This window comes from Stenotrophomonas sp. GD03930 (assembly GCF_029839665.1).
Classification (GTDB): Bacteria; Pseudomonadota; Gammaproteobacteria; order Xanthomonadales; family Xanthomonadaceae; genus Stenotrophomonas; species Stenotrophomonas forensis.
Genome location: NZ_JAOCAV010000001.1, coordinates 520,169 through 544,664, shown reverse-complemented (window position 1 = coordinate 544,664; position 24,496 = coordinate 520,169). Strand labels below are relative to the sequence as shown.

Sequence of the window (24,496 nt, the reverse complement as noted above, 5' to 3'; positions counted from 1 at the left end):
GCCATGAACGGACTCTCTTTGCTGTTGAATCGAGCGGTACTCGCGCTGGTGGTGCTGGCGGCTTGTGTGGCGCCGGCGATTGCCCAGGAGGTTGTCGAGTACATCCACACCGATGCACTGGGATCACCGGTGGCGATCACCGATGCCAATGGCCAGGTGATCGAGCGCACGGTGTATGAGCCGTATGGCGCGGTGGTCAACCGGCCGTTGACGGATGGGCCGGGGTACACCGGGCATGTGATGGATTCGGAGACGGGGCTGAGTTATATGCAGCAGCGGTACATGGATCCGGCGTTAGGGGCTTTCCTGAGCGTTGACCCGGTTTCGGCTTTCCAAAGTTCGGTGAATGCTTTCGGTCGGTATCGGTATGCAAATGCAAACCCATATAGCCTAATCGACCCTGATGGAAGGAGAGCGTGCGGGAAGGACTGGGACTGCAGAATGACCGAGAATGCAGGCGGCAAAAGTCTATCTCGCGGGCAACTGGCGGCGATCAAGAGGGATCCGCAAGCGTACATCGACAGGGCGAACAATATTCCTAACCGACAAAGTTCGGAGGCTAGATCTGCCAGATACTTTGCGGAAGTTGCGAGGCCTGTAACGATTGCGACCAATTTGGAAGTAGGGGCCGATATAGCGCAACTTTCTGACCAGTCTTACACAGCTGTCAATTTTGCTTTGGGCGACGCCACTGCCGGCGCTGGAGCAGGTAGCGTCGTTCAAGGGCAAAACAATTACGCAGGCCCAGGTGTCAGGGTAGCCATTGCTCATACGCATCCAGTGAATAAGGCGTTCAGCTACTGGAAGGGATCCTGCTTCTGCGGTGGTCGATGGGAGGGAAGTCTCTACCAAGGTGATCTGGAGAGAGCAAGATCTGCAGGTGTTAACAGCTATGTGGCCACTCCTAGCGGTTCCGTTATGGGATTCGACTTCAGGGGTATGAATGGAGCAGTCAATGCTAGAACGAGCCCTGGCGCGTACATCGCGGCCGAAGACTACTTCTTTAAGGTGAAATAATGGATCCCGAACGCCGTTGGTTTGCAGTTGTTGCGCTAGTCTTTATCCTTGGTGCTTGTTCTTCATCCAGTCAGGAAGGGGGCGCCGCGGGAGCTCCAAGCGCCTGTAAACTTCGTGGCAATGAGTTAGGGTCTGAAACGTGCATGACCACGATGTCTGCGCTATTGTCTCAGCCAGAGAAATTTGACGGACGATTGGTTTCTTTCCATGCATGGATAGATCAGGTCAATGGTGTGATCTTGCTCTTTCCCTCGCGTGATGAATTGGACGCAAGGGATTCATTCAGTTCATTGGTGGCATATCCAGAATCAAGCCCGGGTGCCTTTCGAGAAATTCCTTCGGTTGAAGGTGGGGAGGAGAAATTCTTGCGGGTGACTGGCACGTTTCGTTGGAATCGCGATGGTGCTCCCAAGTCCCCAAGTGCTCCAGTGGACGTAGATCGGATGGGGGTAATGGAAGGCGTTCATTTGGGTTTATAGCGAATGAGTCGATTGGGTTGGTGACAGGTGCTGGGCGCAGCTTGTCCTTGCTCGTCTGGTGCATGATGGAAGTGCTCGTCTCTTGGGCGTTCTATGCAGAATTGCATTGGTTGGTGCTTGTGTTCTTCCTCCGCAAGCCTCCTTTTACGCCCGTCATCCAGTGAGTCAATCTGGGCAGTCGTTAGAAACAGAAACGCCGCGGTCTTCCGCGGCGTTCTCGTCTTGCTCGGCTGCTGCTGAAAACTCATCCCAGCAACTTCCGTACCTTCGCCAACGTCGCCATGAATCGCTTGACCTTGCCGTGCGTCTTGTAGGACGCCAGCGAGGTACGGCAGGTGGCCGCGACGCTGAAGTACTGCATCGGCGGGCGCGCGCAGTGCGGGCTCAATCTCACCTTCATCCTTTCAGATCGAGCAGGGGCGCCAGTTGTTCATGCACGTGCTCGCCGCCGATCAGAGGCCAGACGACGGCGGCCTTCCCCCGCGCTTCGCCGATAATGCGCAGGCCGACGAGGCGCCGCAGCTCTCCGGTGAAGTGTGCCAGTAGTTCCAACTCGCATGCTTCCACGTTCTCCTGGCCGGGCAGCTGCAGGAGCGGTGATCGGGCCGCCGGCGATCGAGTCGGTGATCAGTGCGCCGGGCCTGGTCAACGTGCCGCAGTACAGCCTGAGCTGGTCGGCGCCCGCCAACAGCGAGAGCTTCGTGCTGGAAGAGAGTGCCAACGGTGGTGGCTGGACGGTGATGCACAACGGCGCTGCGAACAGCTTTGGTGCCAGCCGTGGCAAGGGCAGCTATGCGTATCGGGTGAGGGCCTGCAATTTCGTCGGGTGCAGCCCGTATTCGGGAGTCGTGACGGTGGCGGTGGTGCTGCCGCCGGCGGCGACGAGCCTTTACCTGGCGGAGTGGCTGACGACACGCAGGCCGCCCTATCAGGTGCAGTGCTCCGCAGGATGGAGTCCGGTGGCAGACGCAACGGAGTATCAGCTTGAGAGCGGCGGTGGTGGCCAACGTCTGTACACGGGCCCCTCAACCTACGTGAATGACAGCGGTGGGACGTACTGCGCGCATGAGTATCGCGTGCGTGCCTGCAATGCAGGTGGGTGTTCCCCCTGGTCGGCCGAACGGCCGGTCACCCGCGGTGTACTGAGCTGGGACTAAGCCATGAACGGACTCTCTTTGCTGTTGAATCGAGCGGTACTCGCGCTGGTGGTGCTGGTGGCCTGTTCGGCGCCGGCGGTTGCCCAGGAGGTTGTCGAGTACATCCACACCGATGCACTGGGATCACCGGTGGCGATCACCGATGCCAATGGCCAGGTGATCGAGCGTACGGTGTACGAGCCGTATGGCGCGGTGGTCAACCGGCCGTTGACGGATGGGCCGGGGTATACCGGGCATGTGACGGACTCGGAGACGGGGCTGAGTTATATGCAGCAGCGGTACTATGATCCGGAGGGTGGATCATTTCTGTCAGTCGATCCTGTCAGTTCGCTTGACGGCGGTGGTGCTCGCTATGGGTATGCAAGAAGCAATCATTATAGATTTGTCGATCCAGATGGTCGCTGTGCTGCCAAGCTGGGAACGAAGATATGCATGAACGACACTCGCCTCAAAGCAGAGTTGACAAATCTGGAGAAGGTATCAAAGGCATTGCCACATTCAAGTCCGGAAGGTGCGGCAAGATATTTTTCGGACAAAGCCATACCGCTTCAGGAGGCTTCTGGCAGGGAGGTCTTCGCGAACATGGAGGAGAGGAATCCGCGAGATTTCAGGGTCATGGACTGGGGTGCTGGCTCTTCAAGTGGCTCCGCGTCCATAGTTCCTTACAGCGGTGCCTACAAGTTGAGGGCAATGCTGCACACTCATCCGGAGAACAATCTACACAGCGGAAATGGTGCATATGCCGCTTCAGGAAAATTCAATTATGTTGGGATGACGGATGACCACGACATCGCGAGATCCTTTGGAAAAAGAGTGGATAGCTATGTTGCCAGGCCGGATGGGCGGATTGTTTGGTTTAATCAAAAGGCTTGGCGAGCCGCAGGTGAAGCCTCAGGAGCGGAGCGTGTCTATGCAGGACATTTTGAGAAGATACTTTAGGTCGGCTGCCTTTCTAGTGCTGGTGGGTTGGTCCTTGTCAAGTGGAGGGGCTTCGGCTTCAGGGGATTCAATTGTAAAGAATCGCTGCAACGAGATCGTTTCCAGAGAGCTCAAGAAGCTATGCGGCGTACCTATTGCCAGGATCATTGTTGACCCCGAGAAGTTGGATTCGGTGGAGGTAGAGACCAGCGGGTTTATGCTTTATGAGAACGAAAGGGGCGTCGTTTTCTATCCTGGGTCCGATCTTCCAAATCGCACCGATATGTATAGTTGCATCATCGTGTGGACTGAGAAGGAAACCATAGACTGGGGGCTCGTTGAAAGGCGACATGGCGTCTATTTTGCGACCGTTTCTGGAAAAGTTATGCTGGACGCGTCTCGCAAGAGTTGCTCGGCCGTCATTGCTAACGCCAAGGTTTACGATGTTGCTGCGGTTAACCTTTCCAAGTGATGCGTCCGTAGCTGAACCTCCTGAGTGGATGGATGCTGCATTTAGAATTGCCGGCGGAGCATGGCGGTGCGTGAGGTGAGAATTTTTGCTTTGTCTTTGCTGCTTGTTGGCTGCGGTAACGGGGAGCCTCCGGGTGAGCGGTTCTCCCGCAATGAGAAGCATGAGGACGCGCGAAGCTTGGTCCTTTCCGAAGAAGATTTGAAACGTCAGATTTCGATGGCTGAAAAAGGGGGAGCAGAGGCCCGCCTAAAGCTTGAATGGCACTATTCGACGCGTGGCGATATGGAGCTGTATCGCTACTGGCTTGAGCAGGGCGCCGCGAGAATGGATGTCAGTGCAATGCAGCGATTGGCACTGTTTCTGTCTATGGAACAGGGCGGGGGAGATTGCAAACGTGCGATGCAGATCCTTGAGCAGGGCTTGCGTCTTGATCCCCCGGAGTCTACGCGCGCATTGATGGAGATGGATCTTCAGAGATTGCGCCATGAGCGGATCGGAATTCCGCCCTGCGGGGTGGGTTTTTCTGATTGAAAGCAGCAGTGGTGGTGGATGGGTAACGCGGTTCGACTGCAATGTCGGCTCCTACGCTACTGCGGCGCGCAGTGGCGGCAACTGCGGATGCCGCGTTGCCGCCCGCCAACAGCGAGAGCTTCGTGCTGGAGGGAAATGAAACTAAATTATCAGCTTTGTGTGGCCTTCTTCTTGACGATTTCCGCGGTCGGTTGCGGTCTTCAGGACGGAGGGCAGACACCGCCCGCAAAGGCCTGTGGGATCGGTCAGAATCCAGTTTGTCGAGTCAGCTTCCGGGCGCTGGCTGCCACTCCTCGGCTATTCGATGGGAAATCGATACGCGTGGAGGGCTATCTCGGAGTTAGTCGGGGGCTCTTTGTATTGAGCTCCAGCAAAGAGCTGTTCGAGGCTGGAGTGACCGATGAGACCGAAGTTCGTATCAGGGGCCCAATAGATCTCCAGCGTGGCGTGTTTGATCGGTATGCCTATTCGTGGGTATCAGTGACTGGGGTTTTCAGGCTTAGGAGGACGGACGGGTCGACGGATGATCTTCTTCTCGGCGAAATGCACGCCCCACTTGACGTTCAATCTTTGAGAGTCCCTGGTCCGATTCCAAAAGCGACTTTCGGAGACGTGTCCGTTGATCTCGAAGATCTGAAGTGAATTCCAGGTATCGAACTCGCCTCCGATGAAGCAGTTTTTGATAACAGGATTGATTCTGCTGGTGTCCGAGGCGGGTGCCGATAGTACATTGCATGCCTCTGCAGATGTCGTTCGCGTTCGTCGTGCAGCGGCGCAGCATGGGCAATCATAGGGCTATGAGCTGGCTCTTCTTCTTCTCAATCGTTGGGATTCTGATCTTCTATCCGGCATACTTCTATTTCTGTAATGAATTCAAGATGCGTTTGCGGCGCGATCACCCTGAGTTGTCCGGAAGAAGTCTGGCATCATTCGACACGACATACAGGCAACTGCGTGCGGTAAGGGAAGGGCGCTTGGATGGAGTGCTCTTGAGCAAGGATGTCTGTGATTCGCACCGGCTTGCGAGTCGTTTCCTACATCTGGGGATGATTTCCTTCATGATAATTCTCGCCGTGGCGCTTTGCGATTCGGTATGGAGCGGTAATTAAGGTTGAATGAAGTTCACATTTTCTTCTGGGGGAACTAACTGGCAGGCATTATTGAGAGCTATCCTGTCTGCTCTTCCTTCATTCTGGGAGGCATGTGGGTGAATGGATTTGCGGCGCACCGGATGCTGCTGAAGATGGAGCGGGAGCGGCCGGAAGTGCTTGAGGCAGTCGGCATCATCAGAATTGATTGGTGGTTTCGGTGCCTGCGCGGAATTGGATTTCTTGCGCTTTCCGGTAAAGGTCAGATGATCACGCAGGGGGAGCGGTGGATGCTGAGGGCTGTCGTCGCGACCTATATGCTCTTGGTGGCCTGCGGCCTCTCGATGCTTGTTGGGTGATGGGAAATATCGTCAGGGGTGTCGGTGATGTCGGGTGCGCGCATACGAGGCACCCTGTGCTCGATGCGTGGGTCCGTGGCTGGCAGCGGCAGTGCTTCCGCGGGCTGGGTGTTCGCATAGCTCCACCAACAAAAAGACGTCGCAATTCCCTGTGGCGTTTGCATTTATCCCGTGATGTGGCCGTCTGGTCACCACTGGAAACAGCGCGGGACAGAAGTTCTCTCGACGGGCTCAACTGAGAGGCTATCGGGGTCAGGGACGATTTGTGGCGCAGCAATCGTCGTCAATGCCAGGGCGCCAAAGCTGGCGGCCGCCTCACGTCCGATCGCTCGCGGAACCGCAGATGCGTGGAGCGCCTTCACCTTCACCCTTTCAATAGTGGGAGCACTTCGATTCTGCACAATAATCTTGGGTCTGCAGGCCGCGGTGAGGCTGCTGATCTTGTATTGTTTGATCCTCGGTGGATAAGGAAACAGGTGCCCCGGTGAGTGCTGCTGATGAAGAGAAGTCCGCTGCTGCCTGCCTGCGGATGTTGCTGGAATCCGAACCTGCTTCTGCGGAACAAGTCTCTGCCTGGTATACGAGGGCCGAGGCGCTTAAGCGAGCCCTTCAGTCAAGCATTTGTGGGATAGATGTCCCGCATTTGATATGGCATTATCTTGACGATGCTGACATCCGTTTCCGGGATGAATCCTATGCGCAGGATCAGATATTGGCAGTCGAGAAGATTGTCGAGGACTGGGGTGGGGCGTGAGTTGGGATATTCGATTGATGTCTTCGCTTTTCTGTAGCTCCAAGGCGTCGGCGCTCCATTTGAGTGAAAGGTGGGGCTGAGGGGCGTTGTGATGATGTACTTGTTCTTGATTGCCTGCGTGGTATCCAGGCTTTCCGGCGTTTAGAGGAGGGTGCCTCAAGGCCGTTGATGAGGGATGGATCGGCATTGCGGTGAAATTGCCAGTTCCTGGCATCACTCAGCGTTTCTCAGTCACGCCTCTGCTTGCCTGCGTCCAGCGCGCAACAAAAAACGCCGCAGTTTCCTGCGGCGTTTTCATCTATCCCGAGCTTCGCCAGGTATCTCACCCCAGCAACTTCCGCACCTTCGTCAGCGCAGTCATGAACCGCTCGATCTCGGCGTGCGTGTTGTAGAACGCCAGCGACGCACGGCAGGTAGCGGCTACGCCAAAGTACTGCAGCAGCGGATGCGCGCAGTGCTGGCCGGAGCGCACGGCTACGCCTTCCAGATCCAGCAGGGTGGCCAGATCGTGGGCATGCGCGCCATCGATCAGGAACGAGACCACCGCGGCCTTCTCCGGCGCTTCGCCGATGATGCGCAGGCCGTCGACGCGGCGCAGCTCTTCGGTGAAGTGCGCCAGCAGTTCGGCTTCGCGTGCTTCCACGTTCTCCTGGCCCAGCTGCTGCAGGTAGTCGGCGGCCACGCCCAGGCCGATGAAGCCGGCGATGTTCGGAGTGCCGGCTTCGAACTTGTGCGGGGCATCGTTGAACACGGTGCCGTCGAAGCTGACTTCCTTGATCATTTCGCCGCCACCGAGGAACGGCGGCATCGCGTCCAGGTGCTCGCGGCGCGCCCACAGTGCGCCGGTGCCGGTCGGGCCACACATCTTGTGGCCGGTGATGGCGTAGAAGTCACAACCGATCGCGGCCACGTCCACCTTGCGGTGCGGCACGGCCTGCGAGCCATCGACCACGGTGATGATGCCGCGCTTGCGCGCTTCGCGGCAGATCTCGCGCACCGGATTGACCGTGCCCAGCACGTTGGAGACGTGGGTGACCGCCAGCAGCTTGACCTCGGGGGTCATCGCTGCGCGCAGCGCATCCAGGTCCAGTGCGCCGTCGGGGGTGATCTCGGCCACGCGGATGGTCGCGCCGGTACGCTGGGCGACCAGCTGCCACGGCACGATGTTGGCGTGGTGCTCCATGCGCGACACCAGGATCACGTCACCGGCCTTCAGCCGCGGCAGCGCCCACGAGTAGGCCACCAGGTTGATGGCGAAGGTGGTGCCGCTGCACAGCACCAGATCGCTGGGGCGCACGTTGAGGAAGCGCGCCAGCTTGTTGCGCGCACCTTCGTAGGCGTCGGTGGCTTCGCTGCCCAGTACATGCACCGCGCGGCTGACATTGGCGTTGTAGCGGCGGTAGAACTCGTCCACCGCGCCGATCACCTGCACCGGCTTCTGGCCGGTGTTGGCATTGTCGAAATAGACCAGCGGCTTGCCATGCACTTCGCGCATCAGCAGCGGGAAGTCGAGGCGGACGCGGTCCCAGTCGGGGGCGCCGGTGCGTTCTTCGATCGGGCGCGGCGTGGACAGGTTCATGCCACACCCGCCTCGACCAGCGCCTTGTCCAGGCGGCGTGCCAGCTGCTCGCGCAGTGCTTCCGGCAGAATCTTCAGCGGTTCATGGCAGAACGCGGCACTCAGCAGCGCCTGCGCCTGGGCCTGCGGCAGCCCGCGCGAGCGCAGGTAGAACAGCGCGTTGGCATCGAGCTGGCCGACGGTTGCGCCGTGCGCGGCCTTCACTTCATCGGCGTCGATCACCAGCGTCGGCTGGGTGTCGATCTCGGCGTCGGCCGACAGCAGCAGGTTCTTGTTGGACAGGTTCGCGTCGGTGCCGTCGGCGCCTTCGCGAATCTGGATGCCACCGTGGAACACCACGCGGCTGCGATTGGCCGCGACGCCGCGCCACAGCAGTTCGCAGGCGGTATCGCGCGCGATGTGGTCGATGCCCAGGCGGGTTTCGACGTGGCGACGGCCGTTGCCGAGCAGCACGCCGTTGGCGGTCAGCTGGGCGTTGTCGCCTTCCAGGCGCACGTTCAGTTCATGGCGGCTGAGCGCGGCACCCAGTTCCAGATCGACGCGGTGGTACTGCGCATCGCGGGCCAGCACCGCGTCGGTGCGCAGGAAGCTGGTCTGGCGCGCGCTGCCGGCCTGCACGCGGGCGTGCTTGAGCACGGCATCGCGGGCGACGTGGGCGTGCAGCACGGTGTTGTCCAGGTGGGCCGAATCGCCCACGCTGAAGCGGTGCTCGACTACGCCGAGGCTGGCGCCGGCACGCAGTTCGATCAGGTGGCGGTGGTGCCAGGCCAGGTCGGTTTCGCCGGCCACGCTGGCGAACACCAGCTGCAGCGGTACGTCCACCTGCACGCCTTCGTCCACGCGCAGCACCACGCCTTCATCGGCCAGGGCGGCGTTGAGGCGGGCGAAGATCTCTTCGCTGCGCTCGTAGCGGCGGCCGAGGAAACGCACCGCATCCTCGCCGTCCGCCAGTGCGGCCGACAGCGGCTGCAGCTGCACGCCGGCCGGCAGCGCCTGCACATCGCTCAGCGCGGCATCGAGGCGACCGTTGACGAACACCAGCCGCGGCGCCGGGATGTCCTCCAGCAGCGTGGCGTCCAGCGCCGGGCCCTGCAGCGGCGCCGCAGCGAACGCGCGGCGCTCCAGCTGGCGCAGCGAGGTGTACTTCCAGGCTTCGTTGCGGGCGGCGGGCAGGCCGTCGCGCAGGGCCGCGTCCAGCACTTCGCGGCGCGCATCGCTGCCGCAGAAGGCCTGGGCCATCGAGTCGAGCAGCGCGCTCATCAGACCGCCGCCTCGCGCACCACGCGATCCTTCAGGAAGTCATAGCCGTGCGCTTCCAGTTCCAGGGCCAGTTCCGGGCCGCCGCTCTTGACGATGCGGCCATCGGCCAGCACGTGCACCACGTCCGGCTTGATGTAGTCCAGCAGGCGCTGGTAGTGGGTGATGACCAGGAACGAGCGATCGGCGGCGCGCAGCGCGTTGACGCCGTCAGCAACGCTCTTCAGCGCGTCGATGTCCAGGCCCGAATCGGTTTCGTCCAGGATCGCCAGCTTCGGCTCCAGCACGGCCAGCTGGAAGATCTCGTTGCGCTTCTTCTCGCCGCCGGAGAAGCCTTCGTTGACGCCACGGTGCAGCAGCTCGTCCTTCAGGTGCAGCACGGCCAGCTTCTGCCGCACCAGCTTGAGGAACTGCATCGAATCGAGTTCCTCTTCGCCGCGTGCCTTGCGCTGGGCGTTCAGCGCGGCGCGCAGGAAGTAGGTGTTGTTCACGCCCGGGATTTCCACCGGGTACTGGAACGCCAGGAACAGGCCGGCAGCGGCGCGCGCTTCCGGGTCCTGATCCAGCAGGTCGGTGCCTTCAAACTGCACGCTGCCTTCGGTCACTTCGTAGCCGTCGCGGCCGGCCAGGACATTGCCCAGGGTGGACTTGCCGGCGCCGTTGGGGCCCATGATGGCGTGCACCTGGCCGGGCTTCACTTCCAGCGAGAGGCCCTTGAGGATTTCCTTGTCGCCGATGCGGGCGTGGAGGTTGTCGATCTTCAGCATGGTGGGGGTTTCCGTGGGGCGGGCCGCAGCCGGCCGGTAAAGAGAATGCGTTTGCGAGGAGCGGGGCGGGCGGTCAGCCCACCGAGCCTTCCAGCGAGACTTCCAGCAGCTTCTTGGCTTCCACTGCGAATTCCATCGGCAGTTCGCGGAACACCTGCTTGCAGAAGCCGTCGACGATCATCGACACCGCGTCTTCCTGGCTGATGCCACGGGCGCGGCAGTAGAACAGCTGGTCGTCGGAGATCTTGGAGGTGGTGGCCTCGTGCTCGACGGTGGCGCCCGGGTTCTTCACCTCGATGTAGGGGAAGGTGTGGGCACCGCACTGCTTGCCGATCAGCAGCGAATCGCACTGGGTGTAGTTGCGCGCGCCATCGGCGTTGCGGTCGACCTTGACCAGGCCACGGTAGGTGTTCTGGCCACGGCCGGCGCTGATGCCCTTGCTGACGATCTTGCTCTTGGTGCGCTTGCCGACGTGGATCATCTTGGTGCCGGTGTCGGCCTGCTGGCGGTGGTGGGTCAGGGCCACCGAGTGGAACTCGCCCACCGAGTCGTCGCCCAGCAGCACGCAGGACGGGTACTTCCAGGTGATCGCCGAGCCGGTCTCGACCTGGGTCCAGGTGACCTTGCTGCGCGCGCCACGGCATTCGGCACGCTTGGTGACGAAGTTGTAGATGCCGCCGACGCCATTCTCGTCGCCCGGGTACCAGTTCTGCACCGTGGAGTACTTGATCTCGGCATCTTCCAGCGCCACCAGCTCGACCACCGCAGCGTGCAGCTGGTTCTCATCGCGCATCGGCGCGGTGCAGCCTTCCAGGTAGGACACGTAGGCCTTGTCCTCGCACACGATCAGGGTGCGCTCGAACTGGCCGGTGTGGCCGGCGTTGATGCGGAAGTAGGTGCTCAGTTCCATCGGGCAGCGCACGCCCTTGGGAATGAACACGAAGCTGCCATCGGAGAACACCGCCGAGTTGAGCGCGGCGAAGTAGTTGTCGCCCACCGGCACCACGGTGCCCAGGTACTGGCGCACCAGCTCCGGGTGTTCCTTGATGGCCTCGGACATCGAGCAGAAGATGATGCCCTTCTCGGCCAGTTCCTTGCGGAAGGTGGTGCCGACGGACACCGAGTCGAACACCGCGTCCACCGCCACGCCGGCCAGCTTGGCGCGCTCGTGCAGCGGCACGCCCAGCTTGTCGTAGGTGTCGAGCAGTTCCTTGGGCACGTCATCCAGCGAGGCGTACTTCGGGCCCTTTGGCGCGGAGTAGTAGCTGAGCGCCTGCAGGTCGATCGGGGCGATCTCCAGCTTGGCCCAGTCCGGCATCGGCATGGTCAGGAAGTGGCGGTAGGCGTCCAGGCGCCACTGCGTCATCCACTCCGGCTCTTCCTTCTTGGCCGACAGGGCACGGATGGTGTCCTCGTCCAGGCCCGGCGGCAGGGAGTCCGACTCGATCTCGGTGATGAAGCCGGCCGAATACTTGCGGCCGAGCTGCTCGTGGATCTCGCGGTTGGGGGTGTCGTCGTGGGCGACGTTTTCGATGGTTTCGGTGGCCATGGGGGGCTGCCTACGGATCAGGAGACGACGTCGACAGCGATGGTGCGGCGCTGTTCGTCATCGGCAAGGGGGAGAGGGGGCAGGATCTGCGCAAGGGTGACGTCGCGCAGGGCCTCGGAGACCACGTCGTTGATCAGCCGCCAGCTGCTGCGCGCGCCGCACTTGGGCGCCATGCCGCACTGGTGGTGGTCGTGGCTGCATTCGGTCAGGGCCAGCGGCCCTTCCATTGCCTCGACCACTTCGAACAGCGAGATCTCGAGGGCCGGGCGGGTCAGGCGGTAGCCACCGCGGACACCGCGCAGGCCCTCGACCAGGCCGGCCTGGGCCAGCGGCTTGAGCACCTTGCTGACGGTGGGCGGCTCCAGACCGGTGAATTCGGCCAGCTCGGTGGCACTGAGTACCTCGCCCGGACGGGCGGCAAGCACGGTCAGCACGACGGTGGCGTAATCGGTGAGTTTGGTGACGCGCAACATGGGGATGCGAGTGGTTCTTAAAGCGGACTGAAATTGTACGCTTTTATTCGCCGCCATCCAACCCGGGCATTCAGCCGGCGCTGGGGCCAGGCCGGGAGGGACGCACCGGGGCCGTTGCCAGGGCGCAATGCTGCGCCAATGGGGTGATTTTCGCAATCACCCGGAATGGGCGAGAATCCCTGTTCCATTCGCTGCAAACAGCCCGTGCCGATGCCGAAGAAGATCCAAGCCCGCAAGTCCGCCATCCATGGCAACGGCGTGTTCGCCGTGGCCCCGATCAAGCAGGGCGAGCGCGTGATCCAGTACAAGGGCCTGCTGCGCAGCCACGGCGACGTTGATGCCGATGACAGCGGCGACGTCGAAAGCGGCCATACCTTCCTGTTCACCCTCAACGATGACTGGGTGATCGATGCCAACTACAAGGGCAACGACGCACGCTGGATCAACCACAGCTGCGACCCGAACTGCGAGGCGGTGATCGAGGAAGACGAGGACGGCGACAGCCGTGGCGACAAGGTGTTCATCGAGGCCCTGCGCGATATCAAGGCCGGCGAGGAGCTGACCTACAACTACGGGATCACCCTGGCCGAGCGCCACACCGCGAAGCTGAAGAAGATCTGGGAGTGCCGCTGCGGTTCGCCCAAGTGCACCGGCACCATGCTGCAGCCCAAGCGCTGACCGCTGCTGGTAGTGCCGGCCGCTGGCCGGCACTGATGTGATGATCGTGCCGGCCAGCGGCCGGCACTACCGCATAAGTCTCCACCTGCCGTGCACGGTCGGGTCACCGCCGTTCAATGGCTCCTCGCGCACGCTGTCCGCTCCTTTCGATGGAGCATCCGACATGGCTCAGCGTCTCAGCGGCAAGCAGATTGCCATCCTTGCCACGCACGGCTTCGAACAGTCCGAACTGACCGAACCCAAGCGCCTGCTGGAGGCGGAGGGGGCACGGGTCAGCGTGGTATCACCTGCGAAGGAGGCGACCATCAAGGGCTGGAAAGACAAGGACTGGGGTGGCGTGGTGGCGGTAGACCTGCCACTGGACGAGGCCGATGCCGGCCGCTTTGATGCCCTGGTGCTGCCCGGTGGTGTCATCAACCCGGACACGCTGCGCACCGACGAGGCGGCGCTGGGTTTCATCCGCAGCGTCGCCGAGGCCGGCAAGCCTGTGGCCGCCATCTGCCACGGTCCGTGGCTGTTGATCAACAGCGGCCTGGCCGATGGACGCGAGCTGACGTCGTGGCCATCCCTGCAGCAGGACCTCGCCAATGCCGGCGCCAAGTGGCGCAACGCCGAGGTCGTGGTGGATGGCAATGTGATCACCAGCCGCAAGCCGGATGACATTCCGGCTTTCAGCGAGGCGGTAGTGAAAGCGCTGGTGGCGTGATGATTGACGAGGGTGCCGGCCAGCGGCCGGCACTACCCTTATTTGCCGAGGATGCCTGCCGGCACCAGGTTGCCCAGGTTCTGGTTGAAGGTGACCACCAGCTTGCCGTTCTTCACCTGTGCCGACTGCACCTGCAGCGCGCCCAGCACGCCGGCCATGGCCGGGTCCAGCTTGTAGATGGGCTCGCGCTGGGCGTAGTCGCTCAGCCAGGCATTGAGCAGGCCACGGGTGCGCGAATCGAGACGGCCACCCTGGTTGGCCGGGGTGAAGTCATCCACGCTCGGCTGCTGCAGGTGGAAGCCCTGGGTCTGCGCGTCATAGCGCAGGCCGCTGCTGAGCTTCACCGTGCCCAGCTTGGCCGGGTTGCCGCCGGCGGTGGCCAGTGCCACGTCCATGCCCAGGTTCAAGCGTTCGCCGGCCGGCAGGCTCAGCTGCGGGTGGCTCATGGTCAGGGCGATCAGGCCGCCCAGCGCGTCCTGGGTGCGCGGGAAGCTGCCGTCGAGGTACTGCTGCACGTCGCTGGCACCCACCGACAGTTCGCGGCCGGAAATGGAGGGGGCGGCCTGCGCACCGATCGCGGCAGCGATCAGCACGGTGGAGGCGGCGAGGCGGGTCATCAGGGAACGCAGGCGCATGGCAGTGACCGGTGGCTCTGGAATGGATGGAAGAAAGAGTAGCCGCGCCGGCTGAATCGTGCGTGCATGCGGCTGCAACGGTTCAGTCCAGCGTTGGCTGCAGGTGCGCCGACTGGATCTGCCAGGCGCGGCCGTCGCTGCTGGGTTGCACGCGGTACCAGCCGCTGAAATGAAAGGTGCCGTTGGCGGTGACCGCACGCACCTGCACCGGCACCTCCAGCAGCTGCGCGGGCTGTGCCGGGCTGCGGGCAATCGGCGTACTGCTGCGCAGGTGAAGCGTGCGTACATCCTGCAGCTGGCGCAGCGCGGCGTCGTCGGCATGCCGGGCATCACCGGGTGGGAAGGTCCATGCCGCATCACTGGCGCGGCGATCGCGATTGAGCAGTGCGCGCACGTAGCGGTTGAGCATCACCGAGGGCGGCTCGGCATCGGCAGCCACCGCAGCGAACAAGGGGTCGACCGAAGGCGACTGCGCAGCCGGTGGGTCGCCGTCGGGCACTGCCGTTGGCGACATGTTCGACGGCTGATCGGTGCTGGCCGGTATCGCGGCAGGTGCCGCATCCGGTGCGGCTGCCGGCCGCGAGCAGCCGAGCAGCGCCAGGGGCGCAATCAACAACAGGATACGGCGCATGCCTGCCTCCTCCCCGAGGCAACCGTGAGAGCGCCAGTGTATCGAGTGCGCGGCGGTCAGCGCGAGGAAGGCAGCTGGTCCAGCGCGTCCAGTGCCGGCAGCACCTGTGCGGCGATGGCTGCCAGCGCGTGGCCGTCGGTCCCGGCGTGACGCTGCACGATGTCGCGCAGCAGCTGGCTGGCGATCACCAGGGTGGCGCGCTCGTCGCCACTGATGCCGGCCGTGCGCGGCGCAGCTTCCAGCAGGCGCATCAGGTCGCGGCTGGCGCGGTGTTCCAGTTCGATGGTGCAGCGCCCGGTGCACTGCAACCCGTCCTTTTCGATGGGGGTCACCGAGATCCGGTAGCGGGTGGAGGGGCTGGCCATGAGGGGTGCTCGCCGTAGCTGTGGAGGATGTGCCCACGATAGGCAAGCCCGCGGCTGACGGCGACGGCCGGCGCTGCACGCAGTGTTCCACCCGGTACGTTCCGGGCCTGGGCCCGGCCACGCCCGGTCAATGACGACGGGCCTGGGCGCGTATTTCCCGGGATCCGGCAACGCTGTGTTGCGGGCGCGGGGCAGGGCAAAAAAACGGGACGGCCAGAGCCGTCCCGTCGGAGTCCGCGTTGGGGCGCGCGCTTACAGCGCGGCGTCCTTCAGCTTCTTCAGCGGACGCACCTTCAGCTTGGTGGTGGCCGGCTTGGCAGCGAACCACTGCTCTTCCTTGGTGAACGGGTTGATGCCCTTGCGCTTCGGCTTGGCTGCCACGTTGACGGTGGTGATCTTCAGCAGGCCCGGCAGGGTGAAGGAGCCTGCACCCTTCTTGTGCACCGAGGAGGCGACGGCGCTTTCCAGCGAGGCCAGGACAGCGCGGACGTCCTTGGCGACGACGCCGGAGGCTTCAGCGATGTGTGCAACCAGGCCGGACTTGGTCAGCACTTCCTTGATCGGCTTCGGAGCGGCCGGCTTGGCGGCTGCCTTCGTAGCGACTTTCTTCACTGCCTTCTTCGGGGCAGCCTTCTTAGCGGTCTTTGCCATGGTTTCCTGTTCCGTGAACGGTTGGTTGTTTGGTCGGCGCCGAACCCCGTCGGCAAGCGCAATGTAGGGCAACTCTCGGGCGCCGCCAATAGCCCGAAGCGCGGAAAGTGCATGTTTTTTCATATCCAGGCCGATTCAGTACATGGCCGGTGATGGGGAATGGGGCCGTCCTGGCGTGCCGGGTGGGGGCTTCCCGATCACCGGGGGGGTGTGCGAAACCACTGAAAACAAGGGGGAAATGCAGGTCGGGCTGGTGAGGAAGTGTCCAGTTGCCCGGTTTCCGGCGGACGATTGGCATGCGGCGGAGCGACGCAGGGATAACGCGGACCATGCGAGGGTGGCCGTTCATCACCGCCACGCAGGAGCAGCATATGGGAATCTCGCGACACGCCACCGCGCACTGGGAAGGCGATCTGAAGTCGGGCAAGGGACTGTTGAGCACGCCGCAGAGTGGGCTGCTGGACAAGACCCGCTACGGCTTCAACAGCCGTTTTGGCGACGAGAAAGGGACCAATCCGGAAGAACTGATCGCCGCCGCGCATGCCGGCTGTTTCACCATGGCGCTGTCGGCCAAGCTGGGCGAAGCGGGCTTCACCCCGACCTCGCTGGACACCGAAGCCAAGGTCGATCTGTCGCTGGAAGGCGGCCCGCAGCTGTCGCAGATCCGGCTGAAGGTGAAGGCAGTGGTGCCGGGCATCGACGCCGCACAGTTCCGTGCCATCGCCGATGACGCGAAGCAGAACTGCCCGGTGTCCAAGGCGCTGAGCGCAGTGCCGATCAGTCTGGAAGCCGAGCTGGGCTGAGAATTCGCGGGCCGGGAGGGCTGCGGTAGTGCCGGCCGCTGGCCGGCGATCGCATGATGCCGATGTCCAGGTAACAGCCGGCCAGCGTTATGGCGGCCTTCTTGGCCGCCACCCTCCGGGCCGTCGCGCGCGACGTTGGCAGCGGCTCCTGCCGCTGCCTTCGGCTCTACCCTCCAGCAGCAATCACCAATCGATGGTGCCGGCAATCACGGTCTGCACCTGGCCACCCGACCAGACCTCGCCGTCTTCATCGACCCGCAGGGTCAGGCGCGCATCGTGGCCGACTTCGCGGCCCTGGCTGACTTCGAACGGTGCGCGGCCATGCGGCAGCGCATCGCGCAGGTCCAGCCATGCCGCCAGCACCGCGTTGGCGGCGCCCGAGGCCGCATCCTCGAAGCGCCGGCCGTTGCCGACGAAGGCGCGCACGGCCAGATCGAATCCCTCGTTGCCATCGGCGAACGCATAGGCAAACACGCCCATGCTGTCGGTGGATTCGGCCAGCGCGGCCACCGCATCCCACTCCGGATGCAGGCCGCGCAACGCGGCTTCATCGGCCACCTGCACCACCCACCAGCTGCGCCCGCCCTGCATGCGGGCCGGCGGCAGCGCGCCCAGCGGCCAGCCCTTCAGCGCGGCCTGCAGGCGTGGATCGCCGGCCTCGGTGGTCTCGGCCAGCTGTGCCCGCGGGGTACGGATGGCGATGCGCTGCTGCGCGCCTTCGCCGCTGACGCGCAGGGGCAGGGCGCCAGCGATGCCGTCCTGCACCAGCACGCCGTCAACCGGCGCTGCCAGGCCTGCCTGCAGCACCGCATGCGCGGTGCCGACGCTGGGATGGCCGGCGAACGGCACTTCCTTCTGTGGGCTGAACATGCGCAGCCGGTAGCTGGTGCCTGCTGCCTGCGCCGGGAACACGAAGGTGGTCTCGGGCAGCCGCGTCCAGCGCGCGATGGCCTGCATGCTGGCATCGTCCAGGCCTTCGGCATCGAGCACCACGGCCAGCGGATTGCCGGCGCCGGCGCGCGGGGAGAACACATCCAGCTGCAGGAAACGTCGTGCGGACATCAGGCAGGAACTCCAGTAAACAGGCGGCATAGGGTAGCGCGGCGCACAAAAAAGGGGACGGAGGGAATCAAGTCGCTTGTGGCACAAACGACTTGATTCCCTCCGTCCCCTCTTTCGGCGTTACCAGCTGATCTGGCCGTCGATCACCGGCTGCACCTGGCCGCCGATCCACACCGTGCCGTCGGCATCCACGCGCACGTGGACGCGGCCGTCGCGGCCGACTTCGCGGCCCTGGCTGGCGACATAGGCGCCGCTGCCGCCGGGCAGCACGCCGCGCTCGCGCAACCAGGCACCGATCAGCGCATTGGCGCTGCCGGTGACCGGGTCCTCGGGCACGTTCACCGCATCGCCGGGGCAGAACGCGCGCACGACGCGGGCATGGTCCGTTGCGGCTTCGTCGGCGAATACCGCGACGCCGGTTGCGCCAGTGGCATTGGTCCAGTCGCGCAGGGCGGCCATGTCCGGGGCCAGTCCGCGCACGGCGGCGGCGTCACGCAGCGGCAGCAGCCACCAGCGCGGGCCGTTGTCCCACAGTTCGGGCGCATGCCCGGCGGCGGCCAGCGCCAACAGCGGCCCGGGCACCTGACCCGGGTCGGTCGGCAGGCGCTGTGTCGGTGGGCTGGCCAGTTCGATGGTTGGAGAAGCGGCGGCACCACTCACCCGCACCGGCAGCAGGCCGGCAGCGCATTGCTGGACTAGCGCGCCGCCGTCGCGCGGCGTTGCCAGGCCGCAGGTGACTGCAGCCCAGGCCGCGCCCACGCTGGGGTGGCCGGCAAATGGCAGTTCGCTGTTCGGGGTGAAGATGCGGATGTGGTAGTCGGCGCCCGGGGCGCTGGGCGGCAGGAAGAACACCGTCTCGGACAGGTTCAGCCAGGCGGCAAGGGCCTGCATGCGGGCGTTGGAGAGCCCATCGGCGCCCAGCACCACGCCCAGCGGATTGCCGCTGCCGGGGTGGGGGGCGAAGACATCGAGCTGCAGGTAGCGGAAGGCGGCCATCGGCGGGTCCATTGGGCTTAGAATCGAAGGTTCCGCCCCCTCGGGCGGCTCCCCCACATTACACATAGCCTATCCATGTCAGCTTCCCCCCTTGTCGATCGTTGGATCGTACTGAAGTTCGGCGGCACCTCGGTGTCGCGTCGCCACCGCTGGGACACGATCGGGAAGCTGGCGAAAAAACGTGCGGAAGAGACCGGTTCGCGCGTGCTGGTGGTGGTCTCGGCGCTGTCCGGGGTCACCAACGAACTGACCGCGATCGCCGACGGTGCGCCGGACAGCCGCGATCGCGTGGCGGCGCTGGTCGAGCGCCACGAGGGTTTCCTGGTCGAGCTGGGCCTGGGCCGCGAGGTGCTGGCCGAGCGCCTCGCCGCGCTGCAGGGCCTGCTGGATGACCCGCGTGCGGCCACCCGCCCGCTGGACTGGCAGGCCGACGTGCTGGGCCAGGGCGAGCTGCTGTCCTCCACGCTGGGCGCGGCCTACCTGCACGCCTCCGGCCTGGACATGGGCTGGATGGATGCCCGCCAGTGGCTGGACGCGATGCCGCCGCAGCCGAACCAGAGCGACTGGTCGCAGCGGCTGTCGGTGAACTGCCAGTGGCGCGCGGACGCAGACTGGATGCAGCGCTTCCGCGCGCAGCCGACCCGCCTGCTGATCACCCAGGGCTTCATCTCGCGGCATGCCGACGGCGGTACCGCCATTCTCGGTCGCGGTGGCTCGGATACCTCGGCGGCGTACTTCGGCGCGCTGCTCGGCGCCAGCCGCGTGGAGATCTGGACCGACGTGCCGGGCATGTTCAGCGCCAACCCCAAGGACGTGCCGGATGCGCGCCTGCTGACCCGCCTGGACTATTACGAAGCGCAGGAAATCGCCACCACCGGCGCCAAGGTGCTGCACCCACGCTCGATCAAGCCGTGCCGTGACGCCGGCGTGCCGATGGCCATCCTCGATACCGAGCGCCCGCAGCTGCCGGGTACCAGCATCGATGGCAGTGCGGCTCCGGTACCGGGCGTGAAGGCGATCAGCCGCCGCAACGGCATCGTGCTGGTGTCGATGGAAGGCATCGGCATGTGGCAGCAGGTCGGCTTCCTGGCCGATGTGTTCAACCTGTTCAAGAAGCATGGCCTGTCGGTGGACCTGATCGGTTCGGCCGAGACCAACGTCACCGTGTCGCTGGACCCGTCCGAGAACCTGGTCAACACTGATGTGCTGGCCGCGCTGTCTGCCGACCTGTCGCAGATCTGCAAGGTGAAGGTGATCGTGCCGTGCGCGGCGATCACCCTGGTCGGCCGTGGCATGCGCTCGCTGCTGCACAAGCTGTCGGACGTGTGGGCCACCTTCGGCCGCGAGCGCGTGCACATGATCTCGCAGTCGTCCAACGACCTGAACCTGACCTTCGTCATCGACGAAGCCGATGCCGATGGCCTGCTGCCGATCCTGCATGCCGAGCTGATCGACAGCGGCGCGATGCCGGTGGAAGAGACCGAAGTGTTCGGCCCGCGCTGGCGCGAGATCGCCGGCACCGTGCGCCCGCGTGGCACGCCGTGGTGGAGGGGCCAGCGTGCGCACCTGCTGCAGCTGGCCGACGCCGGTACGCCGCGCTACGTCTACCACCTGCCGACGGTGCGCGCCCGCGCCCGTGCGCTGGCCGCGATCAAGCCGATCGACCAGCGCTACTACGCGATCAAGGCCAACAGCCATCCGGCGATCCTGCAGCTGCTGGAAGCCGAAGGCTTCGGCCTGGAATGTGTCTCGCACGGCGAGTTGAAGCATGTGTTCCAGCACCTGCCGGAGCTGTCGCCCAAGCGCGTGCTGTTCACCCCCAGCTTCTGCCCGCGCAGCGAGTACGAAGCGGCGTTCGCGCTGGGCGTGACCGTCACCGTCGACAACGTGGAAGCACTGCAGCGCTGGCCGGACCTGTTCCGCAACCGAGAGCTGTGGCTGCGCGTCGATCTCGGCCGTGGTGAAGGCCACCATGCCAAGGTCCGTACCGGCGGCAAGGACTCCAAGTTCGGCCTGCCGATCGCCCGCGTCGACGAATTCGTGCGTGCGGCCACCGAGCTGGGCAGCCGCGTGGTCGGCCTGCACGCGCACCTGGGCAGCGGCGTGGAGACCGCGCAGCACTGGCGCCTGATGTGCGATGAGCTGGCCGGTTTCGCCCGCCGCATCGGCAGCGTGCAGACCATCGACATCGGCGGTGGCCTGCCGATTCCCTACAGTGATGAAGACGAACCGTTCGACCTGGATGCCTGGGCCGAGGGCCTGGCCGAGGTCAAGGCGCTGCACCCGGCGTTCCGCCTGGCGATCGAGCCGGGGCGCTACCTGGTGGCCGAATCCGGCGTGCTGCTGACCCATGCCACCCAGGTGGTGGAGAAGGACGGCGTGCGCCGCGTCGGCCTGGACGCCGGCATGAACACCCTGATGCGCCCGGCGCTGTACGACGCCTGGCATGACATCGAGAACCTCAGCCGCCAGGGCGGCTATGCCGAAGCCGCGTTCGATGTGGTCGGCCCGATCTGCGAATCCAGCGATGTGTTCGGCAAGCGCCGCAAGCTGCCGGTATCGACCGCACCGGACGATGTGATGCTGATCGCCGATGCCGGTGCCTACGGCTATGTGATGTCCAACACCTACAACCAGCGGGCGATGCCGCGCGAAGACGTGATCGAATGATCGCCACCCGCGCACTGCACCCGCCCACCGACACGCCCCGCGCCATCGCGCGGGCCCGTGCCTGACCGGATACACCATGACTGCTTTCGACAAACACCAGGTTTCCCGCTTCCGCTTCGTCCGCTGCGAATTCGCTGCGGATACCGGCGTGGCCAGGCTGGTCTACGCCTTCGATGACGGCCCGGAGATGGTGGAAACCATCACCGTGCCCGGCGCGCCGTTCGTGCTGGACGAGGCGCGTGCCGCTGCCGTGCAGCGCGCGCTGCAGCTGCTGCACCTGATTGCTGGTGTCAGTTACTACAAGGCGGGCGTGCCGGAGACGGTCAGCATCGACAGCTACGCCATCGATGCCGATACCGCGGCGCTGGTGGAGACGGTCTATCTCAACGGCCTGGGCGAATTCGCCTACCGCAACGGCCTGAACCTGCGCGGGCGTTTCCGCCTGCCAGTGCAGGGCGAAGCGGTGCAGGCGCCAGTGCTGGGCCTGCAGCCGCATGCGCTGGTGGCCATTGGCGGCGGCAAGGATTCGCTGGTCAGCATCGAAGCGCTGCGCCGTGCCGGCGTGGACGAGACGGTGACCTGGATCGGGGGTTCGCAGCTGATCCGCGCCTGTGCCGAGCGTACCGGCCTGCCGACGCTGAACCTGGGCCGCGCGCTGGCGCCGGAACTGTTCGAACTCAACCGCCAGGGCGCCTGGAACGGTCATATCCCGGTCACGGCGGTGAACTCGGCGATCATGGTGCTGGCCGCGCTGCTGCAGGGCGTGGACCAGGTGGTGTTTTCCAACGAACGCTCGGCCAGCTACGGCAGCCAGATTCCGGGCACCGGTGAAGTGAACCACCAGTGGTCCAAGGGCTGGGCATTCGAGCAGGCGTTCGGCAGCCATGTGCAGGCGCACGTTGCCGCGGACCTGCACTACTACTCGCTGCTGCGGCCGATGTCGGAGCTGGCGGTGGCCCGCCAGTTCGCCAAGACCGATTTCTACGACGCGCACTTTTCCAGCTGCAACCGCAACTTCCATATCCTCGGCGAGCGCCCGGTGAACCGCTGGTGCGGCGTCTGCCCGAAGTGCCACTTCGTGTTCCTGGCGCTGGCCCCGTTCATGCCCAAGACGCGCCTGGTGCGCATCTTCGGCCGCAACCTGCTGGATGATGCCGAGCAGGCCGGTGGCTTCGACGCGTTGCTGGAATTCCAGGACCACAAGCCGTTCGAGTGCGTGGGCGAAGGCCGCGAATCGCGTGCGGCGATGGCGACGCTGGCGCAGCGCCCGGAATGGAAGGAAGACGTGCTGGTGAAGCGCTTCTGCAACGAGATCCAGCCGCAGCTGGACGCCGCTGAACTGGCACTGGCGCCGCTGCTGCAGCTGCAGGGCGAGCATCGTGTCCCGGCCGCGCTGTGGGAACGGGTGCGTGAAGATTTCGAAGCTTGAGGGAAAGCGGGTTGCGCTGTGGGGCTGGGGCCGCGAGGGCCGCGCCGCGTTTGCGGTACTGCGTGAGCGGCTGCCTTCGCTGCCGTTGAGCCTGTTCTGCCTGGCAGGCGAAGTCGACGCGGCGCGTGCGGAAACGCAGGGCGCGCTGGAGGTGCGTGGTGAGCCCTCGGCCGAAGCGCTGGCAGCGTTCGATGTGGTGATCAAGTCGCCCGGCATCAGCCCTTACCAGCCGATCGCGCTGGCGGCGGCGGAGCAGGGCACGTCTTTCATCGGCGGCACCGCGCTGTGGTTTGCCGAACACGCGGCCGACGACGGCATCGTGCACGACACCGTGTGCGTGACCGGCACCAAGGGCAAGAGCACCACCACCGCGCTGGTCGCGCACCTGCTGCGCGCGGCGGGGCATCGCACCGGCCTGGTCGGCAACATCGGCCTGCCGTTGCTGGAAGTGCTGGACCCGCAGCCCGCGCCCGAGTATTGGGCGGTGGAGCTGTCCAGCTACCAGACCGGCGAAGTGGCGCGCAGTGGCGCCCATCCGCAGGTGGCGGTGGTGCTGAACCTTTTCCCGGAACACCTGGACTGGCACGGCAGCGAGCAGCGTTACATCGAAGACAAGCTGCGGCTGGTCACCGAAGCCGCGCCGCGCATCGCCGTGCTCAATGCGGCCGATCCGCACCTGGCCGCGCTGTCGCTGCCCGACAGCGAGGTGGTCTGGTTCAACCAGCCGCAGGGCTGGCACATGCGCGGCGATGTCGTGCACCGGGGCGAGCAGGCCGTGTTCGATACCCGCAACACGCCACTGCCGGGCCGGCACAACCGCGGCAACCTGTGCGCGGTGCTGGCCGCGCTGGAAGCGCTGGGTCTCGACGCCGTGGCGCTGGCACCGGCGGTGCAGGATTTCCGCCCGCTGCCGAACCGCCTGCAGCGCATCGGTTTCGCCGATGGCCTGACCTACGTCAACGATTCGATCAGCACCACGCCGCACGCCAGCCTGGCAGCGCTGGAATGTTTCGCCGGCCAGCGCATCGCGCTGCTGGTGGGCGGGCACGACCGTGGCCTGGACTGGACCGATTTCATGCAGCACATGGCGCACGACGTACCGCCGGTGGAGATCGTGACCATGGGCAGCAACGGCCCGCGCATCCACGCGATGCTGCAACCGCTGGCCGATGCCGGCCGCTTCGGCCTGCACGCCGCGGGCGATCTGCCCGAGGCGATGGCGCTGGCACGTGCGGCGCTGGGCGAGCAGGGCGGCGTGGTGCTGCTGTCGCCGGGCGCACCGAGCTTCGGCGCCTACCGCGATTACGTGGCGCGTGGCCGCCATTTCGCCGAACTGGCCGGCTTCGATCCGGACACCATCAGCGCGATTCCGGGCCTGGGCATCGGGTAGTGCCGGCCGCTGGCCGGCAACCGGGGGCGCCGCATCCACCCATGGCGTGGCTCTACTGCAGGGGCGAGTTACCATCGGCGC

Annotated in this window: 26 protein-coding genes and 1 pseudogene; 15 read left to right on the top strand and 12 right to left on the bottom strand. The window is 64.6% G+C overall.

Annotation, left to right across the window (positions count from 1 at the left end; all coding sequences use genetic code 11):
• The first annotated feature begins 3 nt into the window (after positions 1 to 3).
• Positions 4 to 1,017: an RHS repeat-associated core domain-containing protein gene (locus N5C18_RS02550; protein WP_279943769.1), complete on the top strand. Its 1,014-nt coding sequence runs from the start codon at positions 4 to 6 to the stop codon at positions 1,015 to 1,017.
• 143 nt (positions 1,018 to 1,160) lie between these two features.
• Positions 1,161 to 1,496 carry a hypothetical protein gene (locus N5C18_RS02545; protein ID WP_279943768.1) on the top strand — a complete coding sequence of 112 codons (336 nt, stop codon included), beginning with the start codon at positions 1,161 to 1,163 and terminating at the stop codon, positions 1,494 to 1,496.
• Between the two features lie 244 nt (positions 1,497 to 1,740).
• Here the strand turns inward: N5C18_RS02545 and N5C18_RS02540 are convergent.
• Positions 1,741 to 2,066 (bottom strand): annotated as a pseudogene (locus tag N5C18_RS02540) (aminotransferase class V-fold PLP-dependent enzyme); the annotation flags it as partial.
• Here N5C18_RS02540 and N5C18_RS02535 point away from each other — a divergent pair.
• From N5C18_RS02535 to N5C18_RS02505, 7 genes are all read left to right on the top strand, one after another.
• Positions 2,054 to 2,653, top strand: coding sequence for a hypothetical protein (locus N5C18_RS02535; protein WP_279943767.1), 600 nt, complete (start codon positions 2,054 to 2,056; stop codon positions 2,651 to 2,653). The pseudogene N5C18_RS02540 and the gene N5C18_RS02535 sit on opposite strands and share 13 nt — an antisense overlap.
• A gap of 3 nt (positions 2,654 to 2,656) precedes the next feature.
• The gene (locus N5C18_RS02530) at positions 2,657 to 3,592 is read left to right on the top strand and encodes an RHS repeat-associated core domain-containing protein (protein ID WP_279943766.1); all 936 of its coding nucleotides are present in this window, start codon (positions 2,657 to 2,659) and stop codon (positions 3,590 to 3,592) included.
• On the top strand, positions 3,558 to 4,043 hold the full coding sequence (locus N5C18_RS02525; RefSeq protein WP_279943765.1) for a hypothetical protein: 486 nt from the start codon (positions 3,558 to 3,560) through the stop codon (positions 4,041 to 4,043). The genes N5C18_RS02530 and N5C18_RS02525 overlap by 35 nt, the downstream gene beginning before the upstream one ends.
• A 60-nt stretch (positions 4,044 to 4,103) precedes the next feature.
• Entirely contained in the window at positions 4,104 to 4,574 is a 471-nt protein-coding gene (locus N5C18_RS02520) for a hypothetical protein (RefSeq protein ID WP_279943764.1), read from the top strand.
• A 734-nt stretch (positions 4,575 to 5,308) separates the two neighbouring features.
• Positions 5,309 to 5,683: a hypothetical protein gene (locus N5C18_RS02515; protein WP_164242368.1), complete on the top strand. Its 375-nt coding sequence runs from the start codon at positions 5,309 to 5,311 to the stop codon at positions 5,681 to 5,683.
• 98 nt (positions 5,684 to 5,781) lie between these two features.
• Positions 5,782 to 6,021 (top strand): hypothetical protein, encoded by a 240-nt coding sequence (locus N5C18_RS02510; RefSeq protein ID WP_279943763.1) that lies wholly within the window; start codon positions 5,782 to 5,784, stop codon positions 6,019 to 6,021.
• A gap of 484 nt (positions 6,022 to 6,505) precedes the next feature.
• Positions 6,506 to 6,775: a hypothetical protein gene (locus tag N5C18_RS02505; RefSeq protein ID WP_279935039.1), complete on the top strand. Its 270-nt coding sequence runs from the start codon at positions 6,506 to 6,508 to the stop codon at positions 6,773 to 6,775.
• A 322-nt stretch (positions 6,776 to 7,097) separates the two neighbouring features.
• Here N5C18_RS02505 and N5C18_RS02500 read toward each other — a convergent pair whose 3' ends face one another.
• The 5 genes from N5C18_RS02500 to N5C18_RS02480 form a co-directional block, all read right to left on the bottom strand.
• The gene (locus tag N5C18_RS02500) at positions 7,098 to 8,354 is read right to left on the bottom strand and encodes a cysteine desulfurase (RefSeq protein ID WP_164242696.1); all 1,257 of its coding nucleotides are present in this window, start codon (positions 8,352 to 8,354) and stop codon (positions 7,098 to 7,100) included.
• Entirely contained in the window at positions 8,351 to 9,613 is a 1,263-nt protein-coding gene (gene sufD, locus N5C18_RS02495; protein WP_164242695.1) for a Fe-S cluster assembly protein SufD, read from the bottom strand. The genes N5C18_RS02500 and sufD overlap by 4 nt, the downstream gene beginning before the upstream one ends.
• Entirely contained in the window at positions 9,613 to 10,377 is a 765-nt protein-coding gene (gene sufC, locus N5C18_RS02490) for a Fe-S cluster assembly ATPase SufC (RefSeq protein WP_008268735.1), read from the bottom strand. Before sufC ends, sufD begins: the two co-directional genes overlap by 1 nt.
• A gap of 73 nt (positions 10,378 to 10,450) precedes the next feature.
• The gene (gene sufB, locus N5C18_RS02485) at positions 10,451 to 11,926 is read right to left on the bottom strand and encodes a Fe-S cluster assembly protein SufB (RefSeq protein ID WP_006423171.1); all 1,476 of its coding nucleotides are present in this window, start codon (positions 11,924 to 11,926) and stop codon (positions 10,451 to 10,453) included.
• Between the two features lie 17 nt (positions 11,927 to 11,943).
• Positions 11,944 to 12,399 carry an SUF system Fe-S cluster assembly regulator gene (locus tag N5C18_RS02480; RefSeq protein ID WP_008264567.1) on the bottom strand — a complete coding sequence of 152 codons (456 nt, stop codon included), beginning with the start codon at positions 12,397 to 12,399 and terminating at the stop codon, positions 11,944 to 11,946.
• 210 nt (positions 12,400 to 12,609) lie between these two features.
• On the opposite strand from N5C18_RS02480, the gene N5C18_RS02475 reads away from it, so the two are divergent.
• Positions 12,610 to 13,077, top strand: coding sequence for an SET domain-containing protein-lysine N-methyltransferase (locus tag N5C18_RS02475; RefSeq protein ID WP_012479369.1), 468 nt, complete (start codon positions 12,610 to 12,612; stop codon positions 13,075 to 13,077).
• Positions 13,078 to 13,240: 163 nt separating this feature from the next.
• Positions 13,241 to 13,783 carry a type 1 glutamine amidotransferase domain-containing protein gene (locus tag N5C18_RS02470; RefSeq protein ID WP_040008584.1) on the top strand — a complete coding sequence of 181 codons (543 nt, stop codon included), beginning with the start codon at positions 13,241 to 13,243 and terminating at the stop codon, positions 13,781 to 13,783.
• 38 nt (positions 13,784 to 13,821) lie between these two features.
• On the opposite strand, the gene N5C18_RS02465 is transcribed toward N5C18_RS02470, so the two are convergent.
• From N5C18_RS02465 to N5C18_RS02450, 4 genes are all read right to left on the bottom strand, one after another.
• Positions 13,822 to 14,418, bottom strand: coding sequence for a DUF1439 domain-containing protein (locus N5C18_RS02465; protein ID WP_008264782.1), 597 nt, complete (start codon positions 14,416 to 14,418; stop codon positions 13,822 to 13,824).
• A gap of 82 nt (positions 14,419 to 14,500) precedes the next feature.
• Positions 14,501 to 15,049: a hypothetical protein gene (locus tag N5C18_RS02460; protein ID WP_279943762.1), complete on the bottom strand. Its 549-nt coding sequence runs from the start codon at positions 15,047 to 15,049 to the stop codon at positions 14,501 to 14,503.
• A gap of 56 nt (positions 15,050 to 15,105) precedes the next feature.
• Complete coding sequence (locus N5C18_RS02455; protein WP_279943760.1) at positions 15,106 to 15,414, bottom strand: DUF3861 family protein; 309 nt, start codon at positions 15,412 to 15,414, stop codon at positions 15,106 to 15,108.
• A 252-nt stretch (positions 15,415 to 15,666) separates the two neighbouring features.
• Positions 15,667 to 16,065 (bottom strand): HU family DNA-binding protein, encoded by a 399-nt coding sequence (locus tag N5C18_RS02450; protein WP_008264591.1) that lies wholly within the window; start codon positions 16,063 to 16,065, stop codon positions 15,667 to 15,669.
• A 371-nt stretch (positions 16,066 to 16,436) separates the two neighbouring features.
• On the opposite strand from N5C18_RS02450, the gene N5C18_RS02445 reads away from it, so the two are divergent.
• Complete coding sequence (locus N5C18_RS02445) at positions 16,437 to 16,868, top strand: OsmC family protein (protein WP_006423346.1); 432 nt, start codon at positions 16,437 to 16,439, stop codon at positions 16,866 to 16,868.
• 183 nt (positions 16,869 to 17,051) lie between these two features.
• Here the strand turns inward: N5C18_RS02445 and N5C18_RS02440 are convergent, their stop codons facing one another.
• Positions 17,052 to 17,930, bottom strand: coding sequence for a PhzF family phenazine biosynthesis protein (locus tag N5C18_RS02440; RefSeq protein WP_053508381.1), 879 nt, complete (start codon positions 17,928 to 17,930; stop codon positions 17,052 to 17,054).
• 120 nt (positions 17,931 to 18,050) lie between these two features.
• A complete protein-coding gene (locus N5C18_RS02435) occupies positions 18,051 to 18,926 on the bottom strand; it encodes a PhzF family phenazine biosynthesis protein (RefSeq protein ID WP_279943759.1) in 876 nt (291 codons plus the stop codon).
• A 75-nt stretch (positions 18,927 to 19,001) separates the two neighbouring features.
• On the opposite strand from N5C18_RS02435, the gene N5C18_RS02430 reads away from it, so the two are divergent.
• The 3 genes from N5C18_RS02430 to murD all read left to right on the top strand — a co-directional run bounded on the left by N5C18_RS02430 (position 19,002) and on the right by murD (position 24,415).
• The gene (locus N5C18_RS02430; protein WP_008265224.1) at positions 19,002 to 21,596 is read left to right on the top strand and encodes a bifunctional aspartate kinase/diaminopimelate decarboxylase; all 2,595 of its coding nucleotides are present in this window, start codon (positions 19,002 to 19,004) and stop codon (positions 21,594 to 21,596) included.
• Positions 21,597 to 21,672: 76 nt separating this feature from the next.
• On the top strand, positions 21,673 to 23,025 hold the full coding sequence (gene murL, locus N5C18_RS02425; RefSeq protein ID WP_164242689.1) for a UDP-N-acetyl-alpha-D-muramoyl-L-alanyl-L-glutamate epimerase: 1,353 nt from the start codon (positions 21,673 to 21,675) through the stop codon (positions 23,023 to 23,025).
• On the top strand, positions 23,006 to 24,415 hold the full coding sequence (gene murD, locus N5C18_RS02420; protein ID WP_279943758.1) for a UDP-N-acetylmuramoyl-L-alanine--D-glutamate ligase: 1,410 nt from the start codon (positions 23,006 to 23,008) through the stop codon (positions 24,413 to 24,415). The genes murL and murD overlap by 20 nt, the downstream gene beginning before the upstream one ends.
• The last annotated feature ends 81 nt before the right edge of the window (positions 24,416 to 24,496 follow it).